30 protein-coding genes are annotated in these 26,345 nt (G+C 37.6%); 23 read left to right on the forward strand and 7 right to left on the reverse strand.

Translation table 11 applies throughout. From position 1 onward, the window contains the following. Positions 1 to 551: 551 nt before the first annotated feature. From DRF59_RS13110 to aroB, 3 genes are all read right to left on the reverse strand, one after another. Positions 552 to 1,139, reverse strand: coding sequence for a porin family protein (locus DRF59_RS13110; protein ID WP_115960799.1), 588 nt, complete (start codon positions 1,137 to 1,139; stop codon positions 552 to 554). A 271-nt stretch (positions 1,140 to 1,410) separates the two neighbouring features. Beyond that, positions 1,411 to 2,052 carry a porin family protein gene (locus DRF59_RS13115; protein ID WP_115960802.1) on the reverse strand — a complete coding sequence of 214 codons (642 nt, stop codon included), beginning with the start codon at positions 2,050 to 2,052 and terminating at the stop codon, positions 1,411 to 1,413. Between the two features lie 274 nt (positions 2,053 to 2,326). Further along, complete coding sequence (gene aroB, locus DRF59_RS13120) at positions 2,327 to 3,373, reverse strand: 3-dehydroquinate synthase (RefSeq protein ID WP_115960805.1); 1,047 nt, start codon at positions 3,371 to 3,373, stop codon at positions 2,327 to 2,329. A gap of 101 nt (positions 3,374 to 3,474) precedes the next feature. Between aroB and DRF59_RS13125 the strand changes: the two genes are divergently transcribed. After that, positions 3,475 to 4,653, forward strand: coding sequence for a pseudouridine synthase (locus DRF59_RS13125; protein WP_241505589.1), 1,179 nt, complete (start codon positions 3,475 to 3,477; stop codon positions 4,651 to 4,653). Positions 4,654 to 4,775: 122 nt separating this feature from the next. Here the strand turns inward: DRF59_RS13125 and pncA are convergent, their stop codons facing one another. Continuing rightward, a complete protein-coding gene (gene pncA / locus DRF59_RS13130) occupies positions 4,776 to 5,381 on the reverse strand; it encodes a bifunctional nicotinamidase/pyrazinamidase (protein ID WP_115960808.1) in 606 nt (201 codons plus the stop codon). Positions 5,382 to 5,490: 109 nt separating this feature from the next. Here pncA and DRF59_RS13135 point away from each other — a divergent pair, with 109 nt between their 5' ends. Genes DRF59_RS13135 through DRF59_RS13150 form a run of 4 tightly spaced genes read left to right on the forward strand, consistent with a single transcriptional unit; the run spans position 5,491 to position 7,452 of the window. Next, on the forward strand, positions 5,491 to 6,027 hold the full coding sequence (locus tag DRF59_RS13135; protein ID WP_115960811.1) for a YfiT family bacillithiol transferase: 537 nt from the start codon (positions 5,491 to 5,493) through the stop codon (positions 6,025 to 6,027). Next, positions 6,021 to 6,482, forward strand: a complete 462-nt coding sequence (locus tag DRF59_RS13140) for a DUF1569 domain-containing protein (RefSeq protein WP_241505590.1) — start codon at positions 6,021 to 6,023, stop codon at positions 6,480 to 6,482. Before DRF59_RS13135 ends, DRF59_RS13140 begins: the two co-directional genes overlap by 7 nt. Next, positions 6,479 to 6,859: a bacillithiol system redox-active protein YtxJ gene (gene ytxJ, locus DRF59_RS13145; protein WP_115960814.1), complete on the forward strand. Its 381-nt coding sequence runs from the start codon at positions 6,479 to 6,481 to the stop codon at positions 6,857 to 6,859. The genes DRF59_RS13140 and ytxJ overlap by 4 nt, the downstream gene beginning before the upstream one ends. Continuing rightward, a complete protein-coding gene (locus tag DRF59_RS13150) occupies positions 6,856 to 7,452 on the forward strand; it encodes a Crp/Fnr family transcriptional regulator (protein ID WP_115960817.1) in 597 nt (198 codons plus the stop codon). Before ytxJ ends, DRF59_RS13150 begins: the two co-directional genes overlap by 4 nt. A gap of 7 nt (positions 7,453 to 7,459) precedes the next feature. Here DRF59_RS13150 and DRF59_RS13155 read toward each other — a convergent pair whose 3' ends face one another. Then, a complete protein-coding gene (locus DRF59_RS13155; RefSeq protein ID WP_115960819.1) occupies positions 7,460 to 8,872 on the reverse strand; it encodes an aminotransferase-like domain-containing protein in 1,413 nt (470 codons plus the stop codon). 93 nt (positions 8,873 to 8,965) lie between these two features. On the opposite strand from DRF59_RS13155, the gene DRF59_RS13160 reads away from it, so the two are divergent. From DRF59_RS13160 to DRF59_RS13235, 16 genes are all read left to right on the forward strand, one after another. After that, positions 8,966 to 9,850 (forward strand): DMT family transporter, encoded by an 885-nt coding sequence (locus tag DRF59_RS13160; protein WP_115960822.1) that lies wholly within the window; start codon positions 8,966 to 8,968, stop codon positions 9,848 to 9,850. An 87-nt stretch (positions 9,851 to 9,937) separates the two neighbouring features. After that, a complete protein-coding gene (locus DRF59_RS13165; protein WP_115960825.1) occupies positions 9,938 to 10,171 on the forward strand; it encodes a hypothetical protein in 234 nt (77 codons plus the stop codon). A 311-nt stretch (positions 10,172 to 10,482) separates the two neighbouring features. Then, a complete protein-coding gene (locus DRF59_RS13170; RefSeq protein ID WP_115960828.1) occupies positions 10,483 to 11,079 on the forward strand; it encodes a Crp/Fnr family transcriptional regulator in 597 nt (198 codons plus the stop codon). A gap of 49 nt (positions 11,080 to 11,128) precedes the next feature. Beyond that, complete coding sequence (locus tag DRF59_RS13175; protein ID WP_241505591.1) at positions 11,129 to 11,743, forward strand: Crp/Fnr family transcriptional regulator; 615 nt, start codon at positions 11,129 to 11,131, stop codon at positions 11,741 to 11,743. A 217-nt stretch (positions 11,744 to 11,960) separates the two neighbouring features. Continuing rightward, complete coding sequence (locus DRF59_RS13180) at positions 11,961 to 12,923, forward strand: KGG domain-containing protein (protein ID WP_115960831.1); 963 nt, start codon at positions 11,961 to 11,963, stop codon at positions 12,921 to 12,923. A gap of 75 nt (positions 12,924 to 12,998) precedes the next feature. Then, the gene (locus DRF59_RS13185; protein ID WP_241505592.1) at positions 12,999 to 13,586 is read left to right on the forward strand and encodes a ferritin-like domain-containing protein; all 588 of its coding nucleotides are present in this window, start codon (positions 12,999 to 13,001) and stop codon (positions 13,584 to 13,586) included. A gap of 68 nt (positions 13,587 to 13,654) precedes the next feature. Next, positions 13,655 to 13,957, forward strand: a complete 303-nt coding sequence (locus DRF59_RS13190) for a hypothetical protein (protein ID WP_115960834.1) — start codon at positions 13,655 to 13,657, stop codon at positions 13,955 to 13,957. Positions 13,958 to 13,973: 16 nt separating this feature from the next. After that, positions 13,974 to 14,363: a hypothetical protein gene (locus DRF59_RS13195; RefSeq protein WP_115960837.1), complete on the forward strand. Its 390-nt coding sequence runs from the start codon at positions 13,974 to 13,976 to the stop codon at positions 14,361 to 14,363. Between the two features lie 48 nt (positions 14,364 to 14,411). Beyond that, positions 14,412 to 16,553, forward strand: coding sequence for a catalase (locus DRF59_RS13200; protein ID WP_115960840.1), 2,142 nt, complete (start codon positions 14,412 to 14,414; stop codon positions 16,551 to 16,553). 41 nt (positions 16,554 to 16,594) lie between these two features. After that, positions 16,595 to 17,773 carry a zinc-dependent alcohol dehydrogenase gene (locus DRF59_RS13205; RefSeq protein ID WP_115960843.1) on the forward strand — a complete coding sequence of 393 codons (1,179 nt, stop codon included), beginning with the start codon at positions 16,595 to 16,597 and terminating at the stop codon, positions 17,771 to 17,773. 41 nt (positions 17,774 to 17,814) lie between these two features. Continuing rightward, complete coding sequence (locus DRF59_RS13210) at positions 17,815 to 18,315, forward strand: CinA family protein (RefSeq protein ID WP_115960846.1); 501 nt, start codon at positions 17,815 to 17,817, stop codon at positions 18,313 to 18,315. Between the two features lie 6 nt (positions 18,316 to 18,321). Next, positions 18,322 to 19,119: an SDR family NAD(P)-dependent oxidoreductase gene (locus DRF59_RS13215; protein ID WP_115960848.1), complete on the forward strand. Its 798-nt coding sequence runs from the start codon at positions 18,322 to 18,324 to the stop codon at positions 19,117 to 19,119. Between the two features lie 11 nt (positions 19,120 to 19,130). Further along, positions 19,131 to 19,877, forward strand: a complete 747-nt coding sequence (locus DRF59_RS13220; RefSeq protein WP_115960851.1) for an SDR family oxidoreductase — start codon at positions 19,131 to 19,133, stop codon at positions 19,875 to 19,877. Positions 19,878 to 19,909: 32 nt separating this feature from the next. Then, a complete protein-coding gene (locus DRF59_RS13225; protein ID WP_115960854.1) occupies positions 19,910 to 20,089 on the forward strand; it encodes a hypothetical protein in 180 nt (59 codons plus the stop codon). 23 nt (positions 20,090 to 20,112) lie between these two features. Beyond that, complete coding sequence (locus tag DRF59_RS13230) at positions 20,113 to 21,636, forward strand: FAD-dependent oxidoreductase (protein WP_115960857.1); 1,524 nt, start codon at positions 20,113 to 20,115, stop codon at positions 21,634 to 21,636. A gap of 11 nt (positions 21,637 to 21,647) precedes the next feature. Then, positions 21,648 to 22,316 carry a DUF6766 family protein gene (locus DRF59_RS13235; protein ID WP_115960860.1) on the forward strand — a complete coding sequence of 223 codons (669 nt, stop codon included), beginning with the start codon at positions 21,648 to 21,650 and terminating at the stop codon, positions 22,314 to 22,316. Here DRF59_RS13235 and DRF59_RS13240 read toward each other — a convergent pair. After that, positions 22,298 to 23,101 carry an AraC family transcriptional regulator gene (locus tag DRF59_RS13240; RefSeq protein WP_115960863.1) on the reverse strand — a complete coding sequence of 268 codons (804 nt, stop codon included), beginning with the start codon at positions 23,099 to 23,101 and terminating at the stop codon, positions 22,298 to 22,300. The genes DRF59_RS13235 and DRF59_RS13240 overlap by 19 nt on opposite strands. A gap of 94 nt (positions 23,102 to 23,195) precedes the next feature. On the opposite strand from DRF59_RS13240, the gene DRF59_RS13245 reads away from it, so the two are divergent. After that, the gene (locus DRF59_RS13245) at positions 23,196 to 24,332 is read left to right on the forward strand and encodes an Atu1372/SO_1960 family protein (RefSeq protein WP_115960866.1); all 1,137 of its coding nucleotides are present in this window, start codon (positions 23,196 to 23,198) and stop codon (positions 24,330 to 24,332) included. Positions 24,333 to 24,334: 2 nt separating this feature from the next. On the opposite strand, the gene pdxR is transcribed toward DRF59_RS13245, so the two are convergent. Then, positions 24,335 to 25,771, reverse strand: a complete 1,437-nt coding sequence (gene pdxR / locus DRF59_RS13250) for a MocR-like pyridoxine biosynthesis transcription factor PdxR (RefSeq protein ID WP_115960869.1) — start codon at positions 25,769 to 25,771, stop codon at positions 24,335 to 24,337. Positions 25,772 to 25,872: 101 nt separating this feature from the next. On the opposite strand from pdxR, the gene DRF59_RS13255 reads away from it, so the two are divergent. Next, entirely contained in the window at positions 25,873 to 26,328 is a 456-nt protein-coding gene (locus tag DRF59_RS13255) for a cupin domain-containing protein (RefSeq protein WP_115960872.1), read from the forward strand. Positions 26,329 to 26,345: the final 17 nt, after the last annotated feature.

The following is a 26,345-nucleotide window of genomic DNA, read 5'->3' on the forward strand; positions in this document are numbered from 1 at the left end:
CCAAACTCACCAAACCCTGATTAACAGACCGTTGAGCAAGGTTTTTTCTTGTTAAAAAAAGACACTAAAAGCAGTTGTTTGTTTAAAATATTTCAATGTATATAGAATATTATGATAATTTTTAAACTTAATTTCTCTGATAGAATATATCTGTTTTTTTAAGTTTGTGATAAGGTTTATGGTTGCTGTTTCTATAATTCAGAAAATAAAGGTAAACTATCAGATCAATTTATACAGGATACCTGAACTTAACAACATATAATAAATGAAAAGGTCAGACTTAAAAATTAAAGTCCAACCTTTTCTATTGAAATCAAAATGTATTGCTTATTTCGTAGCTGTAATATTCTTAATTCTTTTTGATACTGGTTTAAGTTTGAAATGATAAGTGGAGTATATGTATTTCAAATGAACAGGTATTATAATTGAGGAATATTATAATAGTACAATCAGTACTTCAATTTGCAAATTCCTTGCCAAAGTATTTTGCATAAAAAAGGTCGGGTTAAATAATAACCTGACCTTTTAATATTTAAAAAGTATGTCTTATATTAGAATTTATAAGCTAATCCAACCTGGAATACATTGTTTTTTAAAGAATTAGTACCGTTAGGTCTGTTTTCAAGGGTATCGGATAATCCGGCAACATATCTGACGTTAACTCCGATATTTGGAGTAAAGTAGTAACCGGCACCAATACCAAGACCAAAATCAAAAGTCTTCATTCCATCTTTAACATCAAGAGAATTTGAATTGTCTTTTAATTTTGAGCTTAACAGGAAGCTAAATTGAGGACCTGCTTCTAAATACAGATTAGGAAGTGCATTATACTGGAACATAACCGGTACTGAAATGTAATCCATGTTCAGTTTAACATCACTGTTTGACTCGGCTTTTGCTCCCATACCGCTATACAAAACTTCCGGCTGGATTGAGAAATCCTGAGCTACAGGAATATTTGCGAATACACCGCCATAAAATCCAGCTTTTGAATTCCATGCATCGTTGGAAAGACCTGAAACATTAAGACCGGCTTTTAAACCAAATCTAACCGGTGACGAAGAAGTATTGGTAGAAGTTTTTTGTGCGAAAGTGAAAGTGCCTGCTATAAGTGCAAGACCTAGAAAAATCTTTTTCATAAGTATTATTTAATAGTTTTTAAGTTTTATTTAACATTTTATTTATTATCAAACATCGTGCCAAGATAAAATAACAATACACAAAATCCCTCTTAAGTTAAAAATATTCAATATTTTATAATAAATAACTCTCCTTATATAAGAGTTAAAAGGATAAATGGTAATATGTTTTATTAACATATTTTATGATTTTAAACAAAAAAAAGACCAGATTAAATTAATCTGATCTTCTATTGAATATAAAATTTGTTAGTGAATGTGAAACAGCTTATTATTTGAATTTATAAGCTAATCCAACCTGGAATACATTATTTTTTACAGCATCACCGGAATTATTCTTATAAATGTCCGTAAGGCCCGCTGTATATCTTGCTGTAATCCCTAAATTAGGAAGGAAATAATACCCCGCTCCAATACCGATACCAAAGTTGAACGTTTGGAAATCATCTTTATCAAGGGTAGCGATTTGAGTGCTGCTGTTACTGTTTGTTGAATTTTTAATCTTATCCTTAGCACTTACCAGGAATCCGAACTCCGGTCCTGCTTCAAGGAAGAACTCAGGAGTGGCATTATACTGGAACATTACAGGAACCGCAATATATCCTAAATTTCTTGAATATTCATTTCTATAGGTATTTCCTCCTGCAGTAAATTCTCTGGTTACTTTTGAACCTAAATCATTATAAAGAACCTCAGGTTGTACACTGAATGAACTTGCTAGTGGGATATTAGCGAAAACACCTGCATTAAAACCAATTTTTGATTTTGAATCACTTAAGTCAGCACCGTTAGAAAGTGAAGATACGTTCATTCCTCCTTTCACCCCGAATGTTGCTGAACTTGTAGATGTTGTCTGTTGAGCGAATGCTAACGTGCTTGCAGTTACTGCTAATCCTAAAATTAACTTTTTCATAACTTTAATTTTTTAATTTTACTCTTTCTTAATTTTAAATTTTACTACTGTCAACATTTCAGTTGAACGCAGAGTATCTTCCAAATTGCTTGCCAAAATTATTTTTTATGATTAAAATCAATAATAAAACCACTTATAACATAAGTGGTTTTAGATTTAAGTTATTGATATACAAATATATATTTAACTAAATAAACATTTGTTTAGAAAAACTCTAAATTGACAATTTTGTCAAAATCAAGCTATATTTTTCATTTTGATTCTACTGAAACAGTTACGCATCATTGAGTTTTCTGTAAAAATGCAGAGATTCAAGAATGTTTTTCTGGCTGCACTGATAATCATAGGTGCATTTCCCGATTTCCGATAACAGGGAAAAATTGATTTTGCTATCAGTATTCTTTTTATCATTAAGTAATAAGGCGGTAATATCATCATCTTTAAAATCACTGATGTCCAAATAAGGATAATAACGTTGGATATTTTCAATAATGCGCTGCGAATCCTCTTCGGAAATAAGATTTTCAAGATAACCAAGGTGAGCTTCACAAATCATTCCCATTGCTACAGCTTCACCATGAAGTATCGGATTTCCCTGTTGCAGGCATAAACTTTCTACTGCATGTCCTATAGTATGTCCAAAGTTCAGTGTCTTTCTGATATTTTTTTCATGAAAATCTTTTTCCACTACTTCCTGCTTAATATTCATTGATGTTTGAATGTGAGGAATAACAGCCTCTACATCAAGCTTGTGAATCTGAATCAATTGGTCCCAGTGGGCTCTATCTGCAATCAGCCCATGTTTAAGCATTTCTGCAAAACCGCTTCTTAACTCTTTAAACGGCAGGGTTTCCAGGAATTTAGGATAAATAAATATTTGCTCAGGAAAAGCAAATGTCCCCACCATATTTTTATAATGCATCAGGTCAATGCCCGTTTTTCCTCCAATTGAAGCATCACACATGGAAAGAAGAGTTGTAGGAATATTGATAAACTGAATCCCTCTTTTATAGGTAGAAGCTACAAAACCTCCCATATCCGTAATTACACCGCCACCAAGATTGATAACCAGTGCTTTTCTGTCCGCCTGCATTTCCGTAAGAATCTCCCAAAGCTGGTTAGCAGTCTGAATATTTTTCATTTCTTCACCGGCTTCAATTTCCAGAATTTCAAAACCAAGGTCTGTTTCCATATTTCCCAGCAGAACCGGGAGGCAATATTCATGAGTATTCTCATCTACCAGTATAAAAATTTTACTGAATGATTTTTCGTGGAGAAACTGGTTCAGTTCATTGAAATTATCGTTTAATATTGTAATCATCTTCAATTTTCTGTAAAGTTAAAAAGTAAACTATACTGCAAAGTTATGATTCTTAATTTTTAACTCGTAACTAAATTACTATCTTTGCAGAAATTTTTAGAATGAGCAGAGATAATAATAATTCAGAAAAACCAAAAAGACCAAGAATTTCAACAAGAAAAAGTTCTGATGATTCTCGTGCTTCCAAATCTGGAAATTCCTCAGGGTCAAAATCTTTCAAGAAATCTTTTTCAAAAGACGGAGGAAGAAAAGGTCCGGAACATAAAGGATCCAATTCAAAATTTGACAAAAAGCCCTTTAGAAAAAATACGGAAAGCTTTGAAAATTCCGGTGATGATTTTGAATCAAAATCAGGAAAAAAGCCATACATCACTAATAAAAGTGAGAGTTATGAAAAAAAATCTTTCGGTAAATCTAAAAGGGGAGGAAAAAACTTTGATACAAGAGATAAGTATGAAAGAGGCAGCCTGAAATATGGACGAAGACCATCTGGTGATGAAAGGAATGAGGATAAAGCAAAATCTTTTGTACAGAAAAGAAGATTGAACAAGATCGAAAAAGATGTTCATAAAGACAGTATCCGTCTCAATAAGTATATCGCTAATTCCGGAATTTGCAGCAGAAGAGAAGCTGATGAATTAATTACTCAGGGGCTGGTAGAAGTCAACGGAAAAGTGGTAACCGAGATGGGATACCAGGTACAGAAAACTGACAGGGTGGTTTTTGACGGGCAGAGTATTACTCCTGAAAAACCGGTATATGTTCTTTTAAATAAGCCTAAAGGATATATTTCCACCACTAAAGATGATAAGGCAAGAAAAACAGTAATGGATCTTGTAGCGAATGCTTCTCCTTACAGACTTTTCCCGGTAGGGAGGCTGGACCGTTCAACGACAGGAGTTATTTTGCTAACCAATGATGGACATATGACAAAGAAACTGACCCATCCTTCTTTTGATGCCAGAAAAATCTACCATGTAACTCTTGATAAGAAGCTTACCGGTGAAGATTTACGTCTTATTGCAGAAGGAATCCGCCTGGATGAGGGAGTAGCTGTTGTTGATCAGATTTCTTATATTGAAGGAAAGCCTAAAAATGAAGTTGGAATTGAAATTCACATCGGATGGAACCGTGTGATCAGAAGAATATTCCAGAGATTGGGGTATGAGGTAGAAGCTTTAGACCGTGTTATGTTTGCAGGACTTACAAAGAAGAACATCAAAAGAGGACACTGGAGAATTCTTACAGAACTGGAAGTGAATAATCTTAAAATGTTGTAAAAGATCATGCATTATAAGCCTGGATTATCTTATCCAGGTTTCCAATGGATCTTATATTCAACATTCAGGATATAAAAGTAAAAGCGCAGAATATTTTCTGCGCTTTGTTTTTTCTTATAGGACTATCCTAATACAGTTACTCCCTTTTCAATCATTTCATAGATTGCATCTCTGCCATTATCCGGTTTTACATTTACTGCACGGGTACCATTAAAATGAAGGCAGGTGATATATCCGTTGGCAACTGCATCCAGACAGGTAAATTTCACACAATAATCCAATGCCAGACCTACGATTTCCACCAGTTGGATATCATGATATTTCAGGAAATCGTCCAATCCTGTTTTCATAAAGTGATTATTATCCTGAAAACCACTGTAACTGTCAATTTCCGGATTTTTCCCTTTCTGTATAATATGAGTTACTTTATCCCTATTCAGATCTTTATGAAATTCAGCGCCAAAAGTCCCCTGAATACAGTGGTCCGGCCACATAAACTGTGGCACCCCGTTTAAAATAATACTTTCTCCTACTTTTCTGTCATTACTGCTTGCAAAGCTTTTATGCCCTGCTGGATGCCAGTCCTGGGTCAACACAACCTGGTCATATTCATTTTCTTCCATTAAAAGATTGATATATGGAATAATTTCCCCGGCTCCGGGAACTGCAAGTGCTCCGCCTTCACAAAAATCATTCTGTACATCGACTATTATTAACGCTTTTTTCATATCTAGATTTCTCGAATTTTTGATAAATTTACAAAACTAATGCACAAAAAATTGTCCAAAAATGAATTATCGGACAAATCGGCAATATTTAAAAATTAAAACCTGAACAATGAGTGATTTAGAGAAAAAGAAATTTCCAATAGGACCATTTGAAGCGCCTGAAAATATTTGTGATACCACCCTGGATTCTTATATTAAAATCATCAAAGACTTTCCGGGCAGACTAAAAAACCTCATTGAAAACTTTACGGATGACCAGCTTGATACGCCTTACAGAGAAGAAGGATGGACTGTAAGGCAGCTTGTGAATCATCTTGCAGACAGTCACATGAACAGTTTTATCCGCTTTAAACTGGCTCTTACAGAAGATAATCCTACCATAAAACCGTATGACGAAGCCAAATGGGCAGAACTTCAGGACAGTTTTCAAATGCCGGTAAAGCCAGCAATGAGAATGTTAAAAGGAACACATCAGAGATGGGTAGTCCTTCTTAAGAGCCTTACCAATAAACAATTTGAGAGAACCTTTCACCATCCTGAACACAACAGAAGCTATAACCTCAGGGAAAGTCTGGCTCTATATGTCTGGCATTGTCATCACCATTTTGCACATATTGAAAACCTGAAGAAAGAAAAAGGTTGGTAAAAAAGAGTCTTCATCATCCTGTTTATTATGACGAAATTGTAGACAGGATTTCCAGGCTGTCAGAAAATTCCCGGGGGAAATGGGGACGCATGAACGTATGCCAGATGCTAAAACATTGTGATCTTGTACTCCAGATTGCCCTTAAAAAGACCGAGCTTCCCAGGATCAATTATGCTTTTAAAGCCATCGGGATTGTTACTAAAATAGAAATGCATATTTTCAATAACGGAATTCCCAGAAACATGCCTACATTTCAAAAACTAATTGTTAATTTTGAGTGTGATTTTGATGAATCAAAAAACAATCTCCTGAAAACTCTGGAGGAGTTCCGGACAGCATGTAAAAGCAAAACACTGCCGGATCATCACAGTTTATTCGGGAATATGACTGAAAAAGACTGGCAGTTTTTAGAATATAAACATCTTGATCATCATTTAAAACAATTTAATGTATGAGTTTCTTTGATAAAATATTCGGTGGTAAAAATGAAGCCCCTGACCATAAATCTTTCTGGAAAAAGATAGAATCTGAAGAAGACCTGACCAAGGCCATTGAGAATTCCCACCATCATAAAATAGCAATTTTCAAGCATTCAACAAGCTGCTTTATAAGCAGAACAGTATTGAAGAATTTTGAAAAAGAAGTTGAGAATTCGGATCAGAAAGCAGAACTCTATTATCTGGACCTGTTAGCTCACAGACCTCTTTCCAATAAAATTGCAGATAATTTTGACATAAGACATGAAAGTCCGCAATTAATTGTTGTAGAAAACGGAAAAGCCGTTAATAGTGCTTCACATCAGGATATCTCTTTAAGCCAGATTATAAAATGAAAAATATAAATAATTACTTAGCCAAAGTATTAAATGTTCCCCTCCAAAATGTGAATGCCTGCAGCCTGCATTACGAAGTAAAGAAAATTCCTAAAAACCAGTTTCTCCTTCAGTACGGTGAAATCTGCAGACATATTTTCTTTGTTGAAAAAGGGTTGTTAAAAATGTATTCCATTGATAAAAACGGAAAGGAACACATTATACAGTTCGCCCCTGAAAGCTGGCTGATTTCTGACAGGAGCAGTCTTTATTTTAATGAAAATTCAAACTATTATATAGAAGCTGTTGAAGATTCGGAGGTATTGTTCCTTCACCCCGATTTTTTTAATAAACTGGTTGAACAATTTCCCAACAGCATTGAAAGGAGTGACTTCCTTCTTCAGAAGCATATCAGAAGTCTTCAAAACAGAATTAATTCTTTACTGGGCGAAACTGCCGAAGAAAGATATATGAAGTTTATCAAAATGTATCCGGACTTGTTACTTAGAGTACCTCAATGGATGATTGCCTCTTATCTGGGGATTACTCCGGAAAGCTTAAGCCGTGTAAGGAAAGAGCTTGCAAGAAAAAATTTTGTCCCCGATAACAAATAATAAAAAGCTACATCTTTTTTGCCAGATTTCCAACCTGTCTGAGTTTAGCCTGCGTTTCTTCTGACCATGGAAGCCCTATGCATAGTCTCATACAGTTTTCAAACTGCTCCTGGAGGGTAAACATCCTTCCGGGAGCTATACTTATATTCTGTTTGATAGCAAGGTCGTATAATTCTGTAGTACGGATGTCTTTATCCAATTCCACCCAGAGAGATAACCCTCCTTGCGGCCGGCTTGTTTTTGTTCCTTCAGGAAATGATTCTGCAATGGTCTGAACATAATTCTGATAATTGCTCTGCAAGGTTTTACGCAATTGCTGAAGATGTTTTTCATACCTTCCGGATTTCAGGAAATTAGCGACAGCTTCATTGACAATGGAAATTGATGAAGTGGAATGCAAAAGCTTAAGTTTCATAATCTTGTCTTTATATTTTCCGGGAGCGATCCATCCGACACGATATCCGGGAGCAAGTGTTTTAGAAATAGAACTGCAATACAATACATTGTCGTCTTTGTCAAAAGATTTACAGCATTTTGGCCGGTTTGAACCAAAATACAGATCTCCGTACACATCATCTTCAATCAATGGAATATTATGTTCAGATAATATTTTTACAATCTCTTTTTTATTCTCATCAGGCATACAGCTTCCCAGCGGAGAATTAAAATTAGGAATCAGCAGACACAGGTCAATCCTGGGAAGTAGTTTTTTCAGTGCTTCAATTTCAATTCCGGTTGTAGGATGGGTAGGCAATTCCAGAACCCTGAGGCCTAATCCGTTCGCCAGCTGTAAAATTCCGGGATAACACGGACTTTCAATAGCAATAGTATCACCGGGCTTCCCTAAAGCCATCAGACAGAAAGACAATGCGTTCATTCCGCCGTTAGTTGTAATCAGATCCGTTTCATGGAAGTTTCCTCCCCATTGCAGAGAACGGACAGCAATCATTCTGCGTAATTTAATGTTTCCCTGCAGTTCTTCATATTCTGTTCCTCCATCTTTCAGCTCCCGGGTTGCATTTACAATTTCTTTTTTAAGTTTAGCCTGAGGCAGCAGATCACCCGATGGAATTCCAATAGAGAAAAAAGTCAGGTCTTTTCGTCCCATATTTTCATACACTTTGCTGATGAGTTCATCAGGTTCATCATTATTGGCAATTAATGACGGCCGGCTTACTTCAGGCAATGGAAGTTTCACTGATAAAAGCTGGCTCACAAAATAGCCCGATTGTGGCCTTGATTCTATCAGGGACTGGGATTCAAGCTCCAGAAAAACACGTTTTGCAGTATTCATACTTACCTGATGTTCATTACACAACATTCTGACCGAAGGAAGTTTATCGCCTGTTTTGAGAAGACCGTTCCTGATCTGTGACGCAATGCCATCTGCTATTTCCGTATATAAAAATTCTCTGCTCATATTTTCAAACTGTGCTCATACAAATATACAAAACTGAGACTGTGTTTATCAAATGAAGCGCTCTAATTTTGAATAATAATTAAATTTAAATTAATGATAAAAAATAAAACATCAAAAGACCAGATTGCGAGCGGATGGATCAATGGTTTCATAGGCGTATTGCTTTTCAGCGGATCAATGCCGGCAACAAAACTGGCAGTAATGGAGATGAGTCCCATATTTGTAACAATTGCCCGTGCAGTGATAGCAGGTATCCTGGCGCTTTCTGTGCTAGTGTTATATAATGAAAAACGTCCGGAAAAAGAACAGTTTTTTTCGTTGGTTTTGGTTGCAGTCGGGTGCGTTATAGGATTTCCTCTCTTATCATCCCTGGCGTTGCAATATGTGTCATCTGCCCATTCTATTGTGTTTTTAGGAATGCTTCCGCTGGCAACAGCCATTTTTGGTGTATTAAGAGGCGGAGAGAAGCCCCATCCTATATTCTGGCTTTTTTCAGTTGCAGGAAGTCTTCTGGTAATAGGATATGCATTTGCTCAGGGAATCTCAGCATCTCCCATAGGGGATGTTCTGATGCTTCTTGCTGTAGCCCTTTGTGGGCTGGGCTATGCCGAAGGTGCTAAACTCTCAAAAACACTCGGAGGCTGGCAGGTGATTTCCTGGGCGCTGATCATATCTTTACCGGCAATGCTTCTTTTATTTTTTATTTATTTTCCGGATGATCTCAAAATAATAAGCTTTAAAGGGTGGTTTGGATTGGGTTACATTTCCTTATTCAGTATGTTTATAGGATTTATTTTCTGGTATAAAGGACTGGCGCAGGGTGGTATTACTTCTGTGGGACAGCTCCAGCTGCTCCAGCCGTTTTTTGGCCTTGCCCTGGCTGCATACCTCCTGCATGAACAGGTAAGTTTTGGTATGCTCGGGGTTACTATTGGAGTGATCCTTTGTGTAGCAGGTACAAAAAAATTTGCGAAATAATTAAAAATAAAGCATTATGACCTAAGTCATAAAAAACGGAGACATAATAGGCTACTTTTGGACAATCACACTACAAAATATATTATTATGAAATTCATTATGTCATTTATGTTTATAGGAATTATTTTCCTGAGTTGCAAAAAAGAGCAGCAAACTGAAAATACCATTAACACAGACAGTGTCATTGCTGATACAGTGATTACAGACACGGCAGGCACTACACCTGCACCAATGCTATCAGACACTGTACGGATGGATACTACAGCCCTGAAAAACAGCGATACCGCCCAAACGGCAAAGGCGAGAGCCCAAAAAAAATAATAACTTCCGTGTACAATTATAAGAACCCGTTTTTTATTTTTTGAAAGGCGGGTTTTCTTACCTGACAATTCCAGACTGATTATAATAACATCAGAAGAATTACGATTATAAAAATATAAGAATAATTAAATATAAAATATTTTTAATAACAATATTTAAGTAATAATATTAAATTTTATAAAAATATATTAAAATATTTAACTTTATTTAACACAAACACATTTATTAAGGTTCAATATTTGCATACAGATTAGTGATAGTTCCCCAATGATTTTTACTAAGAGAAGAGAACAACACCAAAAACAACTATTATGGTTATCAACGAAAATATTTTACAGTCAGCGGGAGCAGAGGTCAGGCACTATACCCCTTCAGAAATTATATTCTGTGAGGGGGATACTCCAAATTATTATTACCAGATTATAACCGGAGAGGTAAAGCTTAATAACTACAGTGAAGACGGTAAAGAGTTCATTCAGAATATTTTATCTGAAGGACAAAGTTGCGGGGAATCTATACTTTTTATAGACAAGCCTTATCCAATGAATGCTGAAGCAATTACAGAATGTAGCATCCTCCGGCTTCATAAAACTATTTTTTTTAACTTATTAAATGAATCTCCCGAATTATGTATGGAGGTTAGCAGCTTCCTTTCCCAGCGTCTTTATTATAAATTTATGATGATGCTGAACATTTCCTCACAAAACCCATCAATAAGGCTTAAAGGACTTATGGATTATCTTAAAAGTTTTCAGGATGATACCCGTCCGTACTCTTTCATGATCCCTTTAACAAGGCAGCAGATGGCAAGTCTTACCGGACTCTGTGTAGAAACTGCGATAAGAACCATTAAACATATGGAAAGAGACAAAATCGTTAAAATTGAAAATCGTAAAATTTTATATTAACACAACCACTATTAATTTACGATTTTTTAATTTAAAATAACGAAAATTTATGAAAACGATAAGCTGCATGAATGTCGATAAAAATCTTCTGTATTCTTTTGGTGCAGAAGATATATCCTTTAAAACCCGTGAACCAGTTTTCAATGAAGGAGATCATTCACAGTATTATTTTCAGATCTCAAAAGGAAGGGTAAAGCTTAATCATTACAATGAGGACGGAAAAGAATTCATTCACAATATTTTAGGGAAGAATCAAAGTTTTGGAGATCCTCTCATTTTTGTTAATCAACCTTATCCGATGAATGCTATATGTCTGGAACCATCGGAAATTATCAGGCTTCCCAAAAACAATTTTATTGAGATGCTTAAAGTACATCCTGACCTTTCGTTAGAAATGAACGCCTGCTTTTCACAACAGGTTTATTATAAATTGATTATGATGCAGAGTCTGGCATCACAAAACCCTGTACAACGGATAACAGGTCTGCTGGATTATCTTAAAAGTTTTCAGGATGGCGATTGTTCTGCATATTTTGAACTTGCATTGACCAGACAGCAATTGGCCAATCTGATAGGATTGCGTGTGGAAACAGTAATCCGTGCCTTAAAAAAAATGGAAAAAGAAGGCAGCATTCAATTAAAAGACAGAAAAATTTTATATTAATATTGATCAACATGACTCAGGTCATAAAAAAGTGAGTTATTCAGTCGTACATTTGAAATACAATTTTCAGTACAATTCTCAAACCTTAGTAAAGGAACAAACAAAAAGGTATTTAACCTTTTGGCTCAATTTGAAATTATCGAATCAAACCATTGCCGTCTAATACTAGTCACGGGCTGCAATACATCACTTAATATTAATTATAAAAAATTCAGTTATGAACACTAGAAATTCAAGAAATCGTGGCTCAAGAGGACAATCAGAAAACCTTGAAGAAGTTTACCAGTTAGGGTATGATCATGGTTATAACGATGCATCGAGAGATGAAGATTATGATGATGATTTTTCAGAATATGAAGATTATTTCGATGACGAAGACGAAGATTATGATGACTATGATGATTACGATGAAGATGAGGATTATGATGACTACGATGATGAGGACTATGATGACGATGAAGATGAGGATTATGATGACTACGATGATGAAGATGACGATGACCAGAGGGGCCGTGGACGTGGTTCCAGAGGAGGCAACAGAAACCAGCAGAGAGATAGCCAGGGTAGATTTACGTCCGGAAGGGGCGGCTCCAGAGGCAGTTCTGGTGGTGGATCAAGGGGCCGTTCCGGTTCAGGCTCTTCAGGCTCCCGATCAGGAAGCAGAGGCAGGTCATCTTCCGGCTCAGGTAATTCAAGAAGAGGCTTTGCTTCTATGAGTAAAGCTGAACGTACAAGGATTGCCAGAATGGGCGGACAGGCATCCCACGGGGGTGGACGATCTTCCGGATCAGGGTCTGGCTCAGGTAGAGGCGGCTCCAGATCCGGAGGCAGCAATAACTCAGGACGTGGTTCAAATTCCGGTTCAGGCACTTCAAGAAGAGGCTTTGCTTCTATGAGTAAGGCTGAACGTACAAGAATTGCCAGAATGGGCGGACAGGCATCCCACGGAGGTGGACGATCTTCCGGATCAGGATCTGACTCAGGTAGAGGTGGCTCCAGATCCGGAGGCAGCAATAACTCAGGACGTGGTTCAAATTCCGGTTCAGGTAATTCAAGAAGAGGCTTTGCTTCTATGAGTAAGGCTGAACGTACAAGAATTGCCAGAATGGGCGGACAGGCATCCCACGGAGGCGGACGATCTTCCGGAAGATCCGGATTCGGAGGCAGACGTAATTCATAATTCTTTTTCCATGATTGCCTCTTTATTAAAAAAGTAAAGAGGTAATCTTTCAACAACCAAACATCATTTCACATCATGGCAAGTAAAACATCAGAAACCACAAATACAGCATCCACAGCAAAAAAAACAACTGTAGGAAATGCAACAGTTAAAGAGGATGAAATGAAAAATTCACCTCTTCATAAATTCTTTGTAAGTGCCCTTAAAGACATCTATTATGCTGAAAATGCCATTATAGAAGCATTGGAAAAAATGCAGGAAGCAGCAACTACAGATGAACTTAAAGACGCATTTGAAGATCATCAGCTTCAAACCCAAAAACATGTAAAACGTCTTGAAAAAGTATTTAAGCTCATTGATGAGGAGCCTGAAAAAAAAGAATGTAAGGCTATAAAAGGAATCATTGAGGAGGGGGAAGAAGTAATTAAATCTACTGAAGAAGGATCTGCAACAAGAGATGCAGCATTGATCATGGCAGCTCAGAAAGTGGAACATTATGAGATTGCAACGTACGGTGGCCTTGCACAGCTAGCCATCACTATGGGACATGATAAAGCAGCAGACCTTCTTGAAAAAACACTTCAGGAAGAAGAAGATACAGATTATCTGCTTACAGAAATAGCGGAAACTTCCATCAATTTTGATGCAGAGCAAGAAGATTAAACCTACTTATATAATAAGCCATGTAGCTTGTTCTATGTGGCTTATTTTAATCATGAACTCAACTATATATGGACTGTCAGAAAATAATAAAAACTCTGAAACACAAAGACTTTATAAAAGTTACCAATACAGGCAAGTGTTTTGAAAACGGAGCAGCAATCTATGCCAAAGAGATAAAGGATAATATTTTTTTACTGTTCGTTATCCTTAAAGATATTGATATTGAAAATATCCAGGCATTAATAGCTCATTTCGACTGCTTTAACAGTATTGGCATAAAAGAGCCGGAACAGATCATGTTTTATTTTTCCATTAAAGACAAAGATGACCTCCATTATTTTGAGCAATATTTAGAGGCTGCTAACAACTAATAACTTTTTTTTGAATATGGTATTTGAAAATGACACCTTACAGCATTCCGAACTGAATGATAAAAACAACGCTTTAGAAAATGAGTCTCTATTTCCGGTTGTCATAAATTCTTACGGAGTTACTGCTTTTCTGATCAAGTCATTGGAAAAGATTAAAAAAAATGCAAAATGTGAGATCCTTAAGAAAGTTATCGATACTTATCTGGAAGAATACATTCTCCATATCCGTGAGTTTCATACAAACCATACAAAAGAATCTGCTGATATGGATACTGAAATAAGAATTGAATCTCCTTCTTTTACCCTTTATGCCAAAACGGCCTATTACAAAGTACTGAAGGAAGAAGAATATATAAACCGTCTCCTGGATATCCTGGAGAATGGTAAGACAGATCAGCTTCTGTAATGTAAGCTTTATACTGCTTTAAAAATCACACCCAACCATAAAAAGATTATGAATATGAAAACCAACGAAACCAACAACAAAAAAGCAGAACAGCTGGAGACCCACAGTACTTCCAATGTGGATGAAAAACTAACCACCAACCAGGGCCTTAAAATCAATAACAATCAGGATTCACTAAAAGCAGGAGAAAGAGGTCCCTCTTTACTGGAAGACTTTATTCTACGAGAGAAGATCACCCATTTCGATCATGAACGGATTCCTGAAAGGGTAGTTCATGCCCGTGGCTCGGGAGCGCATGGAGTTTTTAAGCTTACCAAAAGCCTTGCAGAATATACCAAGGCAAAGTTTTTAACGGAACTGGGGAAAGAAACACCGGTTTTTGTCAGATTTTCAACCGTTGCCGGAAGTAAAGGAAGTACCGATCTGGCAAGGGATGTAAGAGGATTTGCTGTTAAATTCTATACGGAAGAAGGAAACTACGACCTCGTTGCAAACAATATGCCTGTATTTTTTATACAGGATGCTATAAAGTTCCCTGACCTTGTTCATGCTGTAAAACCGGAGCCTGATAATGAAATACCTCAGGCAGCTTCCGCTCATGACACCTTCTGGGATTTTATATCGCTGATGCCGGAAAGCATGCATATGATCATGTGGCTGATGAGTGACAGAGCTATTCCAAGAAGTTTAAGAATGATGGAAGGCTTTGGAGTACATTCATTTAAGTTTATCAATGAAGAAGGAAAGGTACATTTCGTGAAATTCCATTTTAAACCGAAACTGGGTGTACATTCCGTGGCGTGGAACGAAGCTCAGATCATTTCCGGAGTAGACTCTGATTTCCATAAAAGAGATCTGTGGGAAGCGATTGAGAACGGAGACTATCCTGAATGGGATTTTGGCGTTCAGCTTATTCCTGAAGAAGATGAACATAAGTTTGACTTTGACCTGCTGGATCCTACAAAGATTGTCCCTGAAGAAGAAGTTCCTGTTCAGATTGTCGGAACATTGACTTTAAACAGAAATCCTGACAATTTTTTTGCTGAAACTGAGCAGGTAGCTTTTCACCCCGGTCATATTATTCCCGGTATAGACTTTAGTAATGATCCGTTGTTGCAGGGAAGATTATTCTCCTATACAGATACCCAGCTATCCAGATTAGGTTCTCCGAATTTTCATGAAATTCCAATTAACAGATCCATTAATACAATTCACAATAACCAACGTGACGGGCATATGAGGCAGCAGATCGTTAAAGGAAAAAGCAGCTATGATCCCAATTCAATCGGTGGGGGATGTCCTTTCCAGGCTATGATGTCTGAAGGAGGTTTTGCTTCCCATCAGGAAAGGATTCCCGGAGCTAAAGTCAGAGAAAGAAGTAAAAGTTTTGTAGATCATTACTCCCAGGCTAAATTATTTTATAACAGCCAGTCAACACCGGAAAAAATGCATCTCCAGAATGCCCTCATATTTGAGCTTTCTAAAGTTACACGTCCCGAAGTAAGGGAAAGAGTTGTCGGCCAGCTGGCTTATATTGATATGTTCCTGGCATGGAGAGTTGCTGAAAAGCTGGGGGTTGAAGTAAAAAAATTAGAATGGCCTAATCAGAGTTTACCGGCAGACAGTAATATAGTAGAGCTTCAGAGTGAAGAAAAAGAACCTCATACAAAAGTTTCGGAAGCCTTAAGTATGAAGAACACAGTGAAAAATACGATTAAAAGCAGAAAGATTGGCTGTATTCTGGCAAACGGAGCGGATGGAGGTGCACTAACCGACCTTAAAACAAAAATAGAAGAAGAAGGAGCAAGAATAGAATTAATTGCACCAAGCCTGGCCCCGGTAAGAATGAATGACGGTTCAGAGCTTATTCCTAAACATTCTTTAACAAGTACTGCCAGTGTATGTTTTGATGCCCTTTTTATCTGTTCAGGAGAAGATTCTGCTAAAGAACTTATCATTCCTGAAAATAAACACCTGACATTACATTTTATTAATGAAGCATATAAACATTGCAAAGCCATTTACTTTGGAAAAGGTACGGAAATCCTGTACCAGAACTCCAATGTCGGAGCTAAACAGCATGAAGATCCCGGAATTATTACCTGGGAAGATACAGCGCCTGTAAATATGTTTATCGATGCCATTGAAAAACACAGAGTCTGGGACCTTGAGACAGAGAGAAACGCCTGATCATAATCACCCCTTCACACCACACACTTAAATATAAAATTATGAAAGCAGCAGTTTTTCACTCCCCGGGTAAAATTACCTGTGATACCGTTGACGATCCCACGATTCAGGATGATCATGACATTATTTTGAAAGTTACTTCTACAGCTATATGCGGAAGTGATCTTCATATGTATTCAGGAGGTATTCCTCAGGCACGGCCAATGGTAATGGGACATGAATTTATGGGTATAGTGGAAGAGACCGGGAAAAATATCACTCATTTAAAACCCGGAGACAGGGTAGTCGTACCTTTTCCTGTTGCCTGCGGAAGCTGTTTTTTCTGTCAGCATGATCTTCCAACTGCCTGTGAACATAGCAATCCTGATTATTATGGCCCGGAAGGAGGTATATTTACAGATAAAGGAGGTGCATTGTTCGGATATACAGATCTGTATGGAGGATATAACGGAGGGCAGGCTCAATATGTAAGAGTTCCCTATGCACACTTTGGACCAAGAAAGGTACCTGAAAACCTTACGGATGAACAGGTTTTATTTCTTACGGATATTTTCCCTACCGGTTATACCGGAGTCATGTGGGGAGAACTGAAAGGAGGGGAAACTGTTGCTATTTTTGGAGCCGGTCCTGTAGGATCAATGGCTGCTAAAAGTGCAGTTCTTTATAATGCAAAGAAAATCATTGTCGTGGATACTCTTCAATACAGGCTGGACCGGATCAAAATGCTCACGGGATGTGAAACCATACTGTGGGAAGACGCCGAAAATGTCATTGGGCAGATCAGGGATATGACCGGCGGCAGAGGTGCTGATGTATGCATTGAAGCAGTAGGCTTTGAACCTGAAAGAAGCTTTATAGACAAGGCAAAAGCCGTACTCAACTTTGAGAAAGGCTCTGTTAAAGTTCTTGAAGCCTGCATGAGTGCAGTACGAAGAGGAGGCATTGTTTCTGTTCTGGGAGTATATCCCGTTAATTATGATAATTTTAAACTTGGACAAATCTTTGACAAGGGAATCACCATCAAAGCAGGCCAGTGTAATGTTCATCCTATTATAGATCAGCTTATGAGCTATGTGCAAAACGGACAGGTTACCCTGGATGATATTATTACCCATCGTCTTCCTCTTGAAGCTGTTGATAAAGGCTACGAAATCTTTGATAAAAAAGAAGACGGATGCGTAAAGGTCGTTCTTGACCCGTGGAAGCGTACAGACTTTTAAAAGACAATTTACCAACCAATCATCATTCAAAATATAATGCTATGGAATTTCAAAAAAATCTTCTTGAATATATAAGCCAATCTCTGATCACTACAGATGAAACGATATCTATCGCTGAAAGCGTTACATCAGGATGTCTGCAACTGGCTTTTTCGCAAATGCCGAATGCTTCATTATTTTATAATGGTGGACTGACAGCCTATACCTTACCGGAAAAAGTAAGGTTATTGAAGGTTAACAGACAGGAAGCAGAAGAATGTGACTGTGTTTCTGAAAATATTGCAGAAACAATGGCACTGAACGTTGCAAAATTATTTGAAACTGATTGGTCTATTGCTACTACAGGATATTGTACACCAATCAGGAATTCCGCATATAAAATTTTTGCCTATTTCTCATTTTCATACAAAGGAGAGATTATCCTGACTAAAAAATTAGAACTGCACCCCAAAACACAGGCTCTGAATGCTCAGCTATATTATACAGAATTCATTTTGGGGTGCTTTAAAAGTGAACTTAACAGGCTTTTAATCTTAAAATAAAAACAAATGGAACGTAAGAATCAATATGCTCTGATTACGGGGGCTACAAGTGGGATAGGATATGAGCTGGCCAAACAGTTTGCCAGAAACGGATATGATCTTGTCATTGTCGCCAGAGACCACGAAGAGCTGAAAAAAAAAGCCGATGAGTTTAAAGGTTTTGGTGTTAATGTGATCAGTATTTCTAAAAATTTATTTCTGCAGGATGAGGTTTATTCCCTCTATTCAGAGTTAAAATTAAACGCAATAAGTCCTGAAATTCTGGTTAATGATGCAGGGCAGGGGGCTTATGGAAAATTTCAGGATACTGATATCCATAGAGAAGTAGATATTGTTAACTTAAATATTATTTCTGTCATCATACTGACCAAACTGTTTATAAAAGACCGCTTATCCAAAGGATCAGGAAAAATTCTGAATCTGGCCTCTGTGGCGAGTAAAGCTCCCGGTCCCTGGCATTCGGTTTATCATGGCACCAAAGCATTTATATTATCATGGTCGGAAGCCATTCGTGAAGAACTGAAAGATACAGGAATCACTGTTACAGCTCTCCTTCCAGGTCCTACGGATACCGATTTCTTTAACAAAGCGGATATGAACAGGAGCAAATTACTGGAAGACAAAGACAATCTGGCATCTCCTGAAGAAGTGGCTGCTGATGGCTATAATGCCTTGATGAATGGTGATGATAAGATTGTTTCAGGTCTGAAAAATAAGCTTAATGTAGCCATGACTAATCTTTCAACAGATAGTATGGCCGCACATAGAATGGCTGAAATGCAAAAACCTTTAGCTGAAAAATAAAAAACGGAAATATGGGAAAATTAGAAGATAAAACCGCTTTAATTACAGGCGCCGATAGTGGTATCGGCAAAGCAGTGGCCCTTCTTTTTGCTTCTGAGGGGGCAGATATTGCCATCATTTATCACTCTGATGATAAAGAAGCAAAGGAAACCAAAAAAGAAGTTGAAAACTTAGGAAAAAGATGTGTTATTTTTCAGGGCGATATTAATGATTACGAATTTTGTGAGGAAACTGCTAAACAGGTTATCAGGGAATTCGGGAAAATAGATATTCTCATAAACAATGCAGGGGTTCAGTTTCCTTCTGATAATATTGAAGATCTTGAAGAAAAAAATATACGGAAAACCTTTGATTCCAATATTGTCGGAATGATCTTACTGACAAAAATTGTTTTTCCTTACCTGCAGGAGGGAAGTTGTGTTATTAATACTACTTCAGCCACGGCATATCAGGGTCATCCTGAACTGCTGGACTATTCCGCAACGAAAGGAGCTATCGTATCTTTTACCCGTTCTCTTGCGTTACAGGCAAAACCTAAAGGCATCCGTATCAATGCTGTAGCTCCGGGGCCTGTAGCTACCCCCCTTACCAAAGAAACTTTTGGTGAAGAAGAAGAAAACCCCAACAAACCTCCGTTTGAACGGAATGCTACTCCGGAAGAAGTTGCTTCAAGTTTCCTGTTTCTGGCAAGCAATGATGCAGCCCAAATCACCGGGCAGGTACTTCACCCGAACGGAGGCTTAATCGTGAACGGATAGAAAAGAAATAATCCATTAACCTATAAAGAATTATGAAAACAACAGCATTAATTTTAAGTATTTTGAGCTTAATTACCTTTTCTTCATGCAAATGTGAACTTGATGAAGATAAAGCCAGGGACCGGGAGCGGGATCAGCGGAACAGAAATACTGAAACAACAGCTAATTCTGCCGCAACTATGCAGGAAGAAGATAGCTTAAGCATGCAATAAGTTTAACCTTAAATACTTTAATCATGTACAGAGATGGCGCAAGAAAAAGTATATGGCAGGAAGAAATCCGGAAATTTTCAACCGAAAATGACCTTAGCCAGTTATTTGATGTAGCCGTTATAGGAGGAGGAATTACAGGCGTTTCAACTGCTTTAAAACTTCAGGAATCCGGGAAAAAATGTATTATTCTTGAAGGTTCCAATATAGGATATGGAACAACCGGGGGAACCACTGCTCATTTGAATGACTTTTTTGATACCACTTTTTCAGAGGTCATTCAGGATTTTGGAATAGACAATGCCAGACTGTATGCCGAATCCGGTACAGATGCTATAAGCATTATCGAAAATAATATCCGGAAGTATAATATCAGCTGTGACTTTACCCGGAAATCTGCTTATCTCTTCGCTCTGGATGAAAAGCAGGAAAGCCAGCTTAAAGATATTGTAGAAGGAGCCGCTAAAGTAGGACATGAAATGACATACATTAGTGATATTCCGTTTCCGATACCATTCAGGGAAGCTGTACACATTTCCGGACAGGGACATTTCCATCCGATAAAATATATCAAAGGACTTTGTGATGCTTTTATTAAAATGGGTGGGGCAATAAAGGAAAATTGTTTTTGTGAAGATCATGATGAACAGGAAAATGAAGTTATTTTAAGAACATCAGCAGGAGAAGTAAGAGCAAAAAATGCAATTTATGCCACTCATATCCCTCCGGGAATTAACCTCCTTCATTTTACAAATGCTCCTTACCGGAGCTATGCAATGGCTTTTACTCTTAAAGATGATAAATACCCATGGGAATTAGGTTATGATCTTGATGACCCATATCATTATTACCGGATTCAGGAAATAAATGGTGAAAATTTACTGATTGCAGGTGGTGAGGATCATAAAACAGGGCATGCAGATGATACCGGGGAATGCTTTTCAAGACTTGAAAACTACGTACGTCAGTACTTTAATGTGGAAACGGTTTTTTATAGCTGGTCAAGTCAGTATTACGAGCCTGTTGACGGTCTTCCTTATATCGGAAAATTACCTGGTAGCAATGGAAAAATATTTGTAGCTACCGGCTTCAGAGGCAACGGAATGATATTCGGGACCCTTTCTTCACAAATCCTGCATGACCTTATTGTTACAGGAAAAAATAAATACCAGGATTTGTTCAGCCCCACAAGAATAAAACCAGTCGCCGGATTTTCAGATTTTGTAAAAGAAAATGCAGCTGTCGCAATGGATTTTGTAAAAGATAAGCTTTTCATAGAAAAAATTGATTCTTTTTCAGAAATCAAAGCCGGAGAAGCAAAAGTAATAAGATACGAATCAGAATCGTATGCCTTATATAAAGAGTCTGACGGAACTTTACACCTCCTGAAAAGTACCTGCCCACATGCTGCCTGTGAGGTTCGCTGGAACAGTGCGGAATTAAGCTGGGATTGTCCCTGTCATGGATCACGTTTTAATGTCAATGGGAAAATACTTACAGGACCCACTACCAGAAATCTTCAGAAAATATTTCCTTATCAAAAACATTAAAGAAAAAACATATGTCTCGTACAAGTTTCTTTTACCGCAACAGCCTGAGTATTGTTTTAATTACCTTAATGATTATTTCTCTGGTGGGTCAGTTCTTCACAGGCTGGCAGACAGAAAATAAAGAACTGATTGAAAATGGTGAGCAGGCATTGAAATTAAATGAATATATCTGTAGCGGACATTTTATTCAGGCAACATTTGAAAACTGGGAAAGTGAGTTTTTACAAATGATGCTGTACGTGCTACTAACCATTTCTTTAAGACAAAAAGGCTCCAGCGAATCCAAATCAATGGAAGGAAAAGAAGATGTGGACAAAGAACCTGTTGCCCACCCTAAAGCGCCCTGGTCTGTAAAAAAAGGAGGATTATGGCTCAAAATATATAAGCACTCCCTTTCACTGGCATTTGCCATTTTATTTCTGATCAGTTTTATTCTGCATTTTTATGGAAGTCTTAAAGATTTTAACAGTGAACAGCTTATGAAAAATAAATTACCGGTAACAGCAGGGCAGTACATTTCTGAATCAAGATTCTGGTTTGAATCATTCCAGAACTGGCAAAGCGAATTTTTAGCCGTTGCATCCATTGTTATTTTATCTATATGGCTCAGGGAAAAAGGATCTCCTGAATCAAAACCTGAATCAAAACCTGTAGATATGCCTCATGATGAGACTCCCTGATCTTTGTTTATCCTGGGTTTTACTTTCATCACAGAAAAGTAAGAGGAAGTAAATGCAGACAAACTCTGATAGCCTACCTTATAGGCAATTTCACTTAATGTATATTGCCGGGTATCGATCAGCTCGATACTTTTCAGTATTCTGGTAAGCTGATGGTATTTTTGTAAGGTAATTCCTGTTTCGTATTTAAAGGTCCTCTGCAGGCTTCTCACGGACATCTTTGCTTTTTCAGCCAGAGAATCAATATCCAGTTTGTATTTAAAATGTGTATTGATTTCATTACAGACAGGAATCAATCTTATGTTAACAGGCGCAGGAATTTCAAGCCCATTACTTTCTTTACAGAAATTGGGAAGACTTTTTAAAATCGCTTTAAAAAAAATATCCTGCTCTTCATTTTTGGCCAGTGATTTATTCCATTTTGATGCATAAAGCAACATCTCTTTCAGCACAGGAGGCGCAGTAAAAACCTGAACATTCTGATAAAATTCATCATCAAAAACAGGTTTAAACAGAAATACAGTAAGATTAACCGTCTTTGCCTCAGAAGTTATTTTATGAGCTTTACCTGAAGGAATCCAGATCACATGATGTTGTGGCACAAGGTAAATTTTATGATCAATGTGAAAATACTGATAACCGTCTTCAACAAAAGTAAGCTGTGCGCGGTTATGTACGTGCTCATGGTCATCATGCTTCCAATCTTTTTCGCACCAGACATAAGCTTCCTTTTCAATGGTGTCTACAAAATGGCTCTCCGTTTTTTCAATCAGACCACATTTCATTATTGTCGTTTTAAATATAATTTTTGGCAAATTTAATAAAAACGCCAATATTAATTTTGTATTATTGAAAACATCAACTTATAACTCCTTCAAAATGAAAAAAATATATTCCATTTTTATTTTAATTTTACTATTTAACACCACTCAGATTATGGCACAAGATAAAGCAAATATATTGGTTCTGATTCACTCTGATAACGGAGGAACATATAAACTGGCTAAAGAAATAGCCAAAGGAATTGAAAGCGAAAATAAAGCTATATCCTATATCAAACTGGTAAAACCATCATCAAATCCAGAGCTCAAAGGTTTACCTGTAGCTACTGTTGAAGAGTTGGGCACTTACGATGGGATTGCCTTTGGATCACCTGTTTATTTTGGGAATATAAGTACCGGAATGAGTGAATTTTTATCTAAAACAGTAGCCTTATGGACAAATCACGCACTGGAGGGAATGCCTGCCACAGTCTTTATGTCAGCAGGAAGCGGCGCAGGAAAAGAACTGGCTCTTCAGGCATTCTGGAACAGCCTTTCTGTACATGGGATGGTTCTGGTATCCAATGGTATTCGTGGTACAGAAGAGTTGAATAAAGCTATTCCACAGGGAAACTCTGTACTTGGAATAACGAGCATGGCTTCTTTAAAAGATGTTGAAAGACCCTCAAAAGGAGAACGTTATCTTGCTGAGCTTCAGGGACGGAATTTTGCTAAAGTAGCATTAGCTTTAAGAGCGATACAACCCGAAAAAAACATTCCTGTCATGGAAAATCCTGAGAATTTCAATGAGATTTTAAAGCGAAAAAACATTATTCTTCCTCAGGTTCCAAAACCTGCCGGAAATTACCAGCCGTTCGTACGTTCCGGAAATCTGGTATTTATCAATCAGGTTGCTTTGAAAGACGGCAAAATTTTTTATCCGGGGAAATTAGGTATTGAAGTGAATGAACAGCAGGTAAAAGAGGCAACAAAAGTAACTATGCTGAACGTAATTTCAGTGTTAAATGAAGCTGTAGGAGGTGATTTGAGCAGAGTAAAACGATGTGTTCAGCTAACAGGAATTTTCAACACAAAAGATGACTATACCAAACACGCAGATCTTATGAATACGGCTTCAGATCTGACTGTTGAAATTTTCGGAGACAAAGGAAAACATGCAAGAGCAACATTGGGAGCGTCATCTATTCCTGTGGGCTCTTCAGTAGAGATTCAGGCCATTTTTGAAGTCGAGTAAGCTCAATCTATGGTTAAAAACCTTGAAAAAATCCTGGCAATTAAAGGAATAGTCTGTTCCAGCTGCTCTTCTGAAAGTGCTCCATAACTCAATCTGAAGCCATTAACATTTTGTCCGTATTGCCCTGGGTGAATAATCTTAATATTTTTCTTCAATAAAAGGGCAGTTACAGCATTCCAATCCAATTGAGCTTTAGGAACAATCCAGAAGGCAAGGCCACCTTCAGGAAGTGTAAACTCCGCAACATCCTTCATGTATTTTTTCAACAGTTCAAAAACGAAATCTCTTTTGTTTTTATAGTGAACCGTTGCTTTTCTGATGTGCTTTTTTACAGCACCTTCTTTGATCAACTGAAGGACAGCCTGTTCCATGATAACATCCCCATGAACATCAATAATTTTCCTCAGATCACCAACTTTTTTCAGTAATTCCTGATTTTTAGTAGCCAGATAGCCGATTCTCAGGGCAGGTGCCACTACCTTACTTAAAGTTCCGATATACACATAATGCTGAAGGCCGGGAAAACTTGAAATAGGCAGGATAGGGCGGTATCCGAAATGAAATTCGTTATCATAATCGTCTTCAATGATGGTTATATTGTATTGGTTTGAAAGCTCAATTAATTTTAATCTTCTGGAAAGGCTTAAAGTAACTGTTGTAGGATATTGCCTGTGAGGAGTAATATAAATGGCTTTTATATTCTGATATTGGGTCAAAAGAGTTTCAATCGCTTCAATGCTGATTCCCTCCTTATCTACAGACACAGGCAAAAGTTGGGCACCTGCATATTCAAAAGCCTGCCATGCAGGCTGATATCCCGGTTCTTCCACAATAACACGGTCACCGGAAGTTAAAAGGGTCTGAGCCGTAAGAAACATTCCCATCTGGCTGCCTCGTGTAATGGAGATCTCATTTTGATGAATATGCATTCCACGCTGGTGATTGAGCATTTGGGAGATCATTTTACGGAATTCCACATCGCCATGTTCATGTCCATATCCCATCATCTGCCATTTTGCTTTGATGCTGAAGATCTGCCTGTAAGCTCTAGCCAGCTCAGTTACCGGCGCGATTTTACTGTCGGGATGTCCGTCATCGAAATTAATCAACATTCCCCCAGACATTACCTGTTGATTGTATGAATCGTGAAGTGCATCTGTATTTTTTTCATGCAAAACGGGAAGCCTTTCCGATACAAAAATGCCTTTTCTCTCTTTGGAAATCACCCATTCTTCATTAATCAGAACCTGATAGGCTTCCACAACAGTATTTCTGTTAATCTTTAAGGTTTGGGCAAGATTCCGGCTTCCGGGAAGTGCATCTCCGGGTTTTAATCTTCCTGAACGGATATCAGTGATGATGATATCTGCAATCTGTAAATAAACTGCTTTACCAAGCTTTTTATCAATTTCTAATTCCAACTTCCAAGGTCGTAACATCTGGACTATCCATTTATGTAAAAACTGAATCATTTAAACAGTCCAAAGATAGAATAATTTTGTCATGCAATAAAGCACAAAACCCTAATAATTTAAAAATCATGGACAAGAAACAATTCAGTTCAAAAGACTTTCACGAAACCTTTGCAAAACCAAAGTATGTAAAACCAAGCCATTTGATCCATAAAAATGTAGAAAAGGCAGGTGAGCACAATCAGTTTTCAACAGAAAGAAAGCATCCTGTTTTCTTTGTAGATCTTCCGAGTAAGAATGTCAGCATGACAATTGGAGGATTAACTCCCGGACAGCAAACCAACAGACACCGTCATACGTATGAAACCGTATTGTTTGTCATTGATGGAAAAGGCTGGACAGAAGTGGAGGATGAAAGAGTATACTGGGAAGCAGGTGATGCGGTATATATTCCTTCATGGGCCTGGCATAAACACCAAAATCTGAGTAATACTGAACCTGCCAAATATATTGCCTGTGAAAATGCACCTCAATTGCAGAATCTGGGAGTCGCATTGAGAGAAGAAGAAGGCAGAGATCTTTAGTACCAATTATTTAGCTC

The organism is Chryseobacterium flavum (genome assembly GCF_003385595.1).
Taxonomy (GTDB): domain Bacteria; phylum Bacteroidota; class Bacteroidia; order Flavobacteriales; family Weeksellaceae; genus Chryseobacterium; species Chryseobacterium flavum.